At 69.6% G+C, this 8,969-nt stretch carries 8 protein-coding genes; all 8 read right to left on the bottom strand.

The annotated features are described in order from the left end of the window. Positions 1 to 1,029 carry an HAD-IIIC family phosphatase gene (locus tag OG966_RS38085; RefSeq protein WP_326654676.1) on the bottom strand — a complete coding sequence of 343 codons (1,029 nt, stop codon included), beginning with the start codon at positions 1,027 to 1,029 and terminating at the stop codon, positions 1 to 3. An 11-nt stretch (positions 1,030 to 1,040) separates the two neighbouring features. Next, positions 1,041 to 2,216, bottom strand: a complete 1,176-nt coding sequence (locus tag OG966_RS38080) for an acyl-CoA dehydrogenase family protein (RefSeq protein WP_326654674.1) — start codon at positions 2,214 to 2,216, stop codon at positions 1,041 to 1,043. A gap of 20 nt (positions 2,217 to 2,236) precedes the next feature. Further along, positions 2,237 to 2,491: an acyl carrier protein gene (locus tag OG966_RS38075; RefSeq protein ID WP_326654673.1), complete on the bottom strand. Its 255-nt coding sequence runs from the start codon at positions 2,489 to 2,491 to the stop codon at positions 2,237 to 2,239. 55 nt (positions 2,492 to 2,546) lie between these two features. Next, a complete protein-coding gene (locus OG966_RS38070) occupies positions 2,547 to 3,398 on the bottom strand; it encodes a 3-hydroxyacyl-CoA dehydrogenase family protein (protein ID WP_326654672.1) in 852 nt (283 codons plus the stop codon). 19 nt (positions 3,399 to 3,417) lie between these two features. Next, positions 3,418 to 5,895 (bottom strand): FkbM family methyltransferase, encoded by a 2,478-nt coding sequence (locus tag OG966_RS38065; protein ID WP_326654671.1) that lies wholly within the window; start codon positions 5,893 to 5,895, stop codon positions 3,418 to 3,420. Positions 5,896 to 6,038: 143 nt separating this feature from the next. Next, positions 6,039 to 6,995: an aromatase/cyclase gene (locus tag OG966_RS38060; RefSeq protein ID WP_326654670.1), complete on the bottom strand. Its 957-nt coding sequence runs from the start codon at positions 6,993 to 6,995 to the stop codon at positions 6,039 to 6,041. Between the two features lie 28 nt (positions 6,996 to 7,023). Next, the gene (locus OG966_RS38055; protein ID WP_326654669.1) at positions 7,024 to 7,167 is read right to left on the bottom strand and encodes a hypothetical protein; all 144 of its coding nucleotides are present in this window, start codon (positions 7,165 to 7,167) and stop codon (positions 7,024 to 7,026) included. After that, positions 7,167 to 8,861: an FAD-dependent oxidoreductase gene (locus tag OG966_RS38050; RefSeq protein ID WP_326654668.1), complete on the bottom strand. Its 1,695-nt coding sequence runs from the start codon at positions 8,859 to 8,861 to the stop codon at positions 7,167 to 7,169. Before OG966_RS38050 ends, OG966_RS38055 begins: the two co-directional genes overlap by 1 nt. Positions 8,862 to 8,969: the final 108 nt, after the last annotated feature.

Below are 8,969 nucleotides of genomic sequence, written 5' to 3'. Positions count from 1 at the left end.
TCAGACTTCGACCGTGACGTCCATGTACGGCGGGAAGTTGGGGATCCGTGCCCCGTCGTGCTCCAGCACGGACACGTCGCCGTTCCTGGCGATCTCGCGGAAGCCGGAGAACTTGTAGGTGACGAACATGGTCCGGTTGCGGCTGGTGGGCACGAACTCGGCCTGCAGCTTCACGCCCGCCTCGTGGGCGCTGCGGATGAGGTGGCCCAGCAGGACCGAACCAACGCCCCGCGACATCACCCGGCAGGACATCAGCAGCAGCTTCACCGTCCATACGGCGTCGCCGCGTTGGACGAGGGCGAGGCCGATCTTCCCGTAGCTGCCGTACGTGTCCTGGAGTCCCGCGACGAGCAGGTCATGCCCGGGCGAGCGGCGGAAGGCGTCCAGCTCCTCGTAGGAGTAGGTGTATCCGGTGGCGTTGAGCTGGTTGGTGCGCACGGTCAGTTCCTCGGCCCGCTGGAGGTCGCGCTCCTTTGCGGCGGAAATGGTGAAGCGCATGTCCAGCGAGGCGAGGAAGTCCTCGTCGGTGCCCTGGTGGGTCTCCTCGGCCTGCTTGCGCTGCGCGTCGGCGCGGTAGAGGTGGCGGCGCTCCCGGGAGTCGGCGGTGACGAACCGGGGCCGCATCTGGGGCAGTTGCGGGATGCGCTCGGCGTCGAGGGCGTCGATGCACAGCACCTGCGCGTGTGTGTGGGCGACCTCGTCACGCTCGAAGGGCTGGTCGTCGACGAAGGCCAGGGTGTCGATGCCGATGTTGATCGCCTCGGCCACGGCCTTTACCGAGTCGGACTTGTTGCCCCAGTTGATCTGCGGGTACAGGAAATACTCGGCGAGGCCGAACTCCTGAAGTTTGGCCAGGGCGGCGTCGTGATCGTTGCGGCTGGCGACAGAGTGCAGGATGCCGCGCTCGTCCAGCGTACGGATCACCTCGGCGACGCCCGGCCGCAGCTTGACGTCCCCGTCCTCCAGCAGCACCCCGTCCCACACGGTGTTGTCGAGGTCCCAGACCACGCATTTCACGGTTGTCGTCATCGCTGGCTCACTCACTTCCCGGGCTTCGTACGGGCCGGACCGCGGCGGCCGAGTACGCGTTCCTGGAACGCGTACTCGGCAAGGCCCACTTGATGGATCTGTGAACTGCCCTCGATGACCTCCATGACCCTGGAGTCGCCGAGGTAGCGCTGTACGGGATAGCCGGACCCGCATCCGTTGGCGCCGTGGATCTGCACGGCGTCGGCCGCCGCGCGGGTGGCGGCCGTCGAGGCGAAGTACTTGGCAGTGGATGTCGCGGCCAGGGCTCCCGGGTCGCGCGCGTCGCGCAGACTGCCCGCCTCCAGGCACAGCAGCCGGGCCGCCTTCGCGTCCGTGTACATGTTGCTGATCAGTCGCCTGATCAGCTGGTGCTCCTTGATGGGCGACCCGAACTGCTCGCGGTCGCCCGCGTAGTCGACGCTCGCTTCCAGGCAGGCGTCGAGGATGCCGACGCAACCCCAGCCGACCGTGTAGCGGCCCAGGTCGAGGGCGGCGCCCACGACGTGCGAGATGCCGAGGCCGGGGCGGGCCAGCACATTGTCCGCCGGCACCGGGCAACCGTCGAAGTACACATCGGCCGTCATCGAGGCCCTGATGCCGATCAGGTCCTCGATGAGTTCGGTGCGCAGCGCGGGGGTGTCCCGCTCCACGAGCACCGCGGTCGGCCCCTCCTCGGAGCGGCCGAGGACCAGGAACAGGTCGGCAGTCTCCCCGTAGGTCGTCCACTTCTTGTGGCCCTCGAGCCGCCAGCCGGCGCCGTCGCGCAGGAGTGAGGTGCTCACGCTCGCCGCGTCACTGCCGGCGCCGGGCTCGGAGACGGCGAGCGCGCCGATGCGCTCACCGCGCGCGAGACGGGGCAGCCAGGTCTCCTTCTGGGAGCGGCTGCCCCAGCGAGCGATCGCGTGCGCCACCATCGTGTGGACGGTGAGCAGGCTGCGCAGCGAGGAGCAGGCCCGGCCGAGTTCACCGGCGAGCAGCCCGAGGGTGACCGCGTCGCAGCCGCCGCCGCCGTACTCCTGGGGTACCGGCAGGCCGAGCAGGCCTTCGTCGGCGAGCAGCCGGACGGTCTGCGGCGGGGTGCGCTGGGCGCGGTGGTTGGCGTCGGCGTGCGGTGCGACGTGGCGGTCGGCGAACGCCCGGAATTCCTTCTGGGCCTGGGCCTGTTCCGCGCTGAGCGTGGTGGTCATCGTCGTCGGTCCGTCCCCTGCTACTGGGGCACCGGCGCGGACAGCTTGCCGTTGACGAATGCGTCGAGGGCACTGATCGAGCGGAAGTACTCGAGCTCCAGGTCCTCGTTCTCGACCGTGATGCCGAATTCGTGCTCGACAAAGGAGACCAGCTGCATCGCGAACATCGAACTCACGAAGCCGAGTTCGAAGATGTCGTCGTCGTCCTTCAAATCGTGCACCGGAAAGAAGCGGGACAGATACTCCGCTATTCGTGCCCTGTTGTCCGTGCTCATTCTTTTCCCGTCCTGTCGTCTTTCGGTCCGGAGGTCCGGTGGTGGCCTCTGTCGGTCAGCGGTACCGGTGGAATCCCTCGCCGCTCTTCCGCCCGAGGAGCCCGGCGGCGACCATCTTCTTGAGCAGCGGGGCCGGCCGGTACTTGTCGTCGTTGAAGCTCTCGTAGAGCACCTCGACGGATTTGAGAATGGTGTCGAGACCGATGAGGTCGGCCGTCTCCAGCGGACCCATCCTGTGGTCGAAGCAGCCCTTGAAGATCTTGTCGACGGAGGCCGCGTCGGTCACGCCGTCCTGGACCAGGAAGACGGCCTCGTTGATGGTGAGCATGAGGACGCGGTTGGAGACGAAGCCCGGGACGTCCTCGACGACGATGCATTCCTTGCCCATGCCGGCGAGGAAGCGGCGGGCGGTGTCGATCGTCTCCGGCGTCGTGTGGTAGCCGCGGATCACCTCCACCAGCGGCTTCATGGGCACGGGGTTCATGAAGTGCATGCCGACGACGCGTTCGGCGCGTGTGGTGGCGGAACCGACACGTGTGATGGAGATCGCCGACGTGTTGACGGCGAAGACCACCTCGGGACGGCAGATGCGGTCGATCTTCTCGTAGACCTGCTGCTTGATGCCCCAGTCCTCAGTGACGTTCTCGACGACGAAATCTGCCTTGGCGAGCAGCTCGTAGTCGGTGGTGAATTCGATTCTCCTCGTCACCGCCGCCATGTCGATGCCGGAGTTCTTGTTGAAAAGGGCGTAGGTGCGCAGACTGTTGCGCAGTTCCCGGCGTGCGTTGTCGAGAACCTCGTCGGATATGTCGACCACCACGACCTGGTGACCGGTCTGCGCGAGATTCTGTGCGACACCGACGCCCATGACTCCGGCGCCTACGACTCCTACGGTCGCGAATTCCATGACTCGTCCGACTCCGTCACTAGGCGCCGCGTACGGCGTAGATGTTGTGGATGTCCGTGCCGACGTACAGCTCGTCCTGCTCGGCCGTGGCGGTGAAGCCGCGGTCCCGGAGCAGCTGGACGAGCCGGGCGACCTCGCCGTCCGCGTCGTGTGCCTCCAGCACCATCTGCTGGATCTTCGGCCAGTCCTCGTCGGCGATGCCGTCGATGACCTGGCGCTCGCTCTTCTGCACGTCGATCTTGATGAGGTCGATGCGTTCGATGTTCTGCTCGCGGATCACGTCGCTCAGCGGGCGCAGCCTGGCGGTGAACTCGATGGCCTCGAAGCGGACGTCGATGAGCTCGTCGGCGTACGTGGCGAGCTGGTCGCCGCCCTCGGTGGCGCCGGCCCGCTGCTGGTTGGCGATGATCGTGCGCAGGTTGTGCTTCTCCTCGTCCGCGTCGGGGTGGAAGGAGGACATCCCGGAGCTGCGCGGATAGAAGGTGAAGTTGGCCTCGGTCTCGGTGTCGGAGATGCCGATGTTGAACAGCCGGGCGTCGACTCCGTGCTCGGCGACGTTCTGGCTGAGGATCTTGAACAGCGGCGGGGCGGGCTCGAAGGTGAAGACCCGCACGTCCTTGGCCTCGTAGTGCGAGAAGAGCGTGAAGAGGCCGATGTTGCCGCCGACGTCGACCACGGTGGCGCCGTCGGGAATGGATATCCCGTTCTTGGCGTAGGTGCGGTGGTCGAAGATGTCCTCGTAGAAGTGGCGCGTCTCCGCCTCGTTCTGGTGGGAGATCTCCAGGCCGTTGGGCAGTGTGTGGCGGGCGAGGGAGCTGCCCGTGTGCGACGAGCCGACTCCCTGGTCGGCGAGGGCGGCCAGGTCACCGCCCGTGCGCAGTGTGTCGATGGCCGCGGCCATCGTGGCGAGGGTGGCGAACTCGTACACCTGACGCAGCGACAGGTCCACGTCGAAGGTGCGGCCGATCCGCAGGATCAGCCGGGCGGCGAGCAGCGAGTTCCCGCCCAACTCGAAGAAGCTGATGTCCAGGGGCAGTTGTTCCGTCTTCAGGAGCCTGGCCCACAGTGCGTGCAGCTCCTGCTCCGTCGCGCTCAGGGCGCGCGCGGCGTCCGGCGGTGCGGCCTGCTCGTCGGCGGCCGTCACTTCCATGGACTCGACGGGGAAGCCGTCCCAGTCCGCGTCGGCGCCCCCGAGCCACAGCCGGCCGAGCGCCTTGAGGGCGACGGCCGTGTCGGACTGCCGCTCCAGCGGGTGGCGCATCGAGGCGACGACGGTGCCTGCCTCGCTGCCGCGTACGACGGTCGCGAGGCTGCTCAGCGTCTGGCCGGGCCCGGTCTCCAGCAGCAGGTTCCCGGCGGGAAGGCTGCCCAGGCCGTCGGCGAACCGGACGGGGCTGACGAGGTGCTGTGCCCAGTAGCCCGGGTCGGTGGCCTGTTCGTCGGTGATGGGCAGGCCGGTGATGTTGGAGATGTACGGGATGCGGGGGGTGTTCAGCGTGAGGGTCGCGGCCAGCTCGGTGAGCGGGCCGGCGATCGGCTCCATCATCGAGGAGTGGAACGCGTGGGTGGAGCGGACACGTCGGCTGACAGCGCCCCGTTCGGCGAGCCGGCGCTCCAGCTCCGCCACGTCGGCGACGGGTCCGGCGGCCACACAGAACTCGGGGCCGTTGACCGCGGACAGCGACACCTGCTCGCCAAGCAGCGGCCGTACCTGTTCCTCCGGCAGCATGACGGCGAGCATGGCGCCCTGGGGCAGCGTGTCGATGAGGGCCGCGCGGCGGGCGACGAGGGTGAGCGCGTCAGGCAGCGACAGCACGCCGGCCAGGGTCGCGGCGACGTACTCGCCAAGGCTGTAGCCGATCATGACAGAGGGCCGGATGCCCCAGGACTCCCACAGCTTCGCCAGCGCGTACTCGATGACGAACAGCGCCGGCTGGGCCAGGCGTGTGGAGTTCAGCCTGCGTTCGTCGGCGCTCTCCGGCTCTGTGTCACGGCCGAGCATGCGGCGCAGGTCCACGGCAGGGGCCGATACGCCGCCCGGCCCGTCCGACGGGCCGGGGAAGAGGACCTCGCCTATGTCGAGGCCCAGTTCGGGGGTGAGGGCCTCGGCGCAGCCGTCCAGCGCGGCCCGGAAGACGGGGAAGTCGCGGTACAGTTCACGGCCCATGTCGAGGTAGTGGTCGCCTAGGCCGGGGAACATGAAGGCGACAGGCGCGGCCTGGGCCGCGGCCTCCTTGGCGCCCAGCTCACTCGCTCCGCCGTCGCCCGCCAGCACGGCGCCTCGGTGGGCTCCGCCGGGGCCGCCCGCGGTGCGGATGCGTACGGGTACGTCCTCGCGGACGGGGCCGTTCTCGAACTGCGCCTTCAGCCCGGCAAGCCCGGCGTCCAGGGTCGCTCCCCCGTCCCCGCTGATCAGTGCGAGGTGCCACGGGAGCGGTCCGGACGGCGGTCCTGCCGCTTCATACGTGTCCTCGGCTGTGATCGTGTAGGGGCTCATGCCTCTCCTTGGGGTGTCGGCCGGCCGGAGAGGTGCGAGCGCCCACTGCGTTGCCCCGTTCCGCTCCGAGGTTGTCCGTCGTCACAAAGACTGGCTCCGGCGGCTAGAGCGGGAGCGGAGCAGCAGTGGACGCTCCACCGGTCTCACAGCATGCGGACGGCGCTCTCCGCGTGCCGTTTGGCCAGGTTGAGCGTCACGGTGGAGTTGCGGCCCAGCGCCTCGCGTACGTAGCGGCGTGCCCGCGCCAGATCCGCTTCCGGTCCCAGTACGCCTGCGACGGCCTCTTCCCGCAGGACCACGCTGTGCTGCGAGACGACGCTCACCCCGCTCTCGTCGGGCAGCACGGACCACTCGCCGGTGTGCGCGGCCATCAGGGCCGGGGGGGTGGTCTGCTTGTAGACGATGCGGCCCGCATGCGGGAAGCACACCCGGACCGACTCGGTGGTGTGCACCGAGCCGTCGGCGGTGCGCGTGTCCATGGCCATGACCTGGACGCCCGGCACGTCCTCGGTGAGGTCGAGCCGTGTCACGTGCGGGATGAGCTCGGGCCAGTCGGAAACCCGGTAGAGAAAGTCGTAGACCAGTTCGGCCGGCCCGTTGACCCGTACCGAGTCCTCGAACGACAGGACCAGTTCGTCCAGTCGCGGCCAGCTCTCCGCCAGCCGCTTGATATTCGCCAGCTGGGAGCGGGTGTTGGTGTCGGTGGCCAGCTCGGCCCAGGCCACGTCCTCGGCGCGGTTGCCCACGACGGTGAAGTCGTGCAGCAGCGTCAGCACGCTGGCGCCCGTGCCCCGCTCCTGGACGATCCAGGTGCCGTTCATCGATTCCACCGGGGCCTGCGCGTTCTGCTGGCGGAATTCGATCAGCCGGTCCTGCGAGTCCTGCACCCGGTGCGAGAGCCACGACCGGACCTCGCCGTTGGCCGTCGCCCACATGCGCAGGCGCTCGTTGGTGCCGTCGAACTCCAGCCGCTCGACATGCACGTTCGGCGGGAAGAACAGCGGCCAGCGCACCGCGTCGGCGATCAGTCCGTAGACGACCCCCGCCGGTGCGGCCAAATCGACCGAGTGCGACATCCGATGCACACGCTCACCTGCCATGCCAAACACCCCTTTCCTGGGGGAGAGATCAGAAGTCGCCCGGGCCGGCGCAGGCGTTGAACGCATGCGACGTGATCGATGCGGCGGGCCGGGGAAGCGGATGGCCCGCCAGGCCCGCGACCTCCTCGGGGGCGCCCTTGACCAGGGCGACGCGGTGGTTCTCGGTCACCATCAGTGCTCCTTGGAGGAGCGGGAGGAAGCGGGGAGTGCGGGGCCGGGCTCCGGCAGTGCCGCTTCGGCGAGCTGTTCGGCCGGGCCCAGCGGGGCGAGGGCCCGTGCCAGGCTGCTCCTGGTGAGCGTGGAGCCGCGGGCGGCGGTGTAGCCGTCGGGCCGCACCAGAAGCCATCCCCCGGGCGCGAGGCCGAGCGCCGTGCGCAGCGTGTTGTCGGGGTCCCTGAGCGGGGCCGGACCGTCCGGGCCTGTGCCGCCGACGGTCCGTACCGACAGCCACTCGCCGTACTGGACAGCCGCCGTGATGGCCACGCCCACCGGCACGTCGCCCGGTCCTGTGCCGCCCGCGGCGAGCAGCAGCGACCAGCGCGGGTCGCGCAGTTCGTCGCGCAGGCCCTGGCAGCCGGGATCGTCGGGGCGGTGGGCGACGGCCGTGGTGACGCGGTCGCCCGGCAACGGGGAGGCGGCGGTGCCCGCGGTGGTCGGAGTGGTTCCGGTGGTCAGGGAGCTCTTGGTGTATCCGATGCGCAGCCCCGACATCCCGCCGAGCACCTTGCGCTGGATGGCCCTGCGCAGGGCGGGCACGCGGCGGACGATACCGAAGACGACCGGCAGGGCCAATGGCGCCAGCAGGTTCTTCAGCTGCACCAGCGACGTGGCGGTCCGGGTCGCCCCGAGCAGCCGGCGGCCGACCGGGACGCGCTCCTCGCCGTAGGTGGTGAGCAGCTCCTTCCCGGCGTGACCCTGCTCGACCATGGCGAGCTTCCAGGCGAGGTTGTAGGCCTCCTGGATGCCGGTGTTCATGCCCTGGCCCGAGGCGGGGCTGTGCACATGCGCGGCGTCCCCGGCCACGAAGACCCGGCCGTCGTGCATCCGCGGCACCATGCGCTGCTGGAAGGTGAACACCGAGGTCCACTCGGCCTCACCGACCCGCACGTCGTGGCCGAGGCCGGCGGACAGCTTGACTGACAGCCGCTCCTGGACGGACCGCGGGTCCCCGGCCCGACCGGCGGGCACGGTGTCCAGCAGCCGCCAGTGGCCCTCGCGGGCGTACGGCACCATCATCAGCGCCTGCCCGCCGGTGTGCGCCCAGTAGATGGTGTCCGGCGGGAGTTCGGTGTGTACGGGGGCGTCGGCGAGCATCCAGGTCTCGCTGGACTCCCCGATCAGCGGCAGCGCCAGCCTCTTGCGTACGGTGCTGTGCCCTCCGTCGCAGCCCACGAGCCACGAGGTGTCGAGTCTCTCCTCGGTGCCGTCCGCCTTCTCCAGCCGTACCCGTACCCCGGCGTGGCTCTGCGTGAAGTCCGTGAGCCGCACGCCCCATTCGACCTCGACGCCGAGCCGGACCACCGCCTCGCGCAGCACCGCCTCGGTGGTGGTCTGCTCGATGATCAGGGTGTACGGGTAGCGGGTGGGCATCGTCGAGTAGTCGGCGTCCAGCCGCACCAGCCGACGCCCCTGGGCGTACATGGTGAACGCGCGGTTCTTGCGGCCGAGCTCCACGACCCGGTCCACGATGCCCATCTGGTCGTATGTCTCCAGGGTGCGCGGGTGCGTGGCCACGGCGCGGCTGGTGCGGGCGGGGCCGGTGGCCGCGTCGATCAGGCGCACCCGCAGGCCACGGCGGGCAAGTTCATGGGCCGCGGTCAGACCCACGGGCCCGGCTCCGGCGACGATCACCTGGGGGCGCGTCACGCGCGTGCCCCGATCCTCTCGATGCCCGGGTCCGGGACGGCCGGCGGGCGGCCGTGCACGGTCAGGTCGTTGACGAAGGTCGCCATGGAATTGCTCCTTGGGGTCGGG

Source organism: Streptomyces sp. NBC_01750 (assembly GCF_035918095.1).
Classification (GTDB): Bacteria; Actinomycetota; Actinomycetes; order Streptomycetales; family Streptomycetaceae; genus Streptomyces.
Note: the sequence above shows the minus strand (reverse complement) of the source record. Positions and strands in the feature narration are given on the sequence as shown.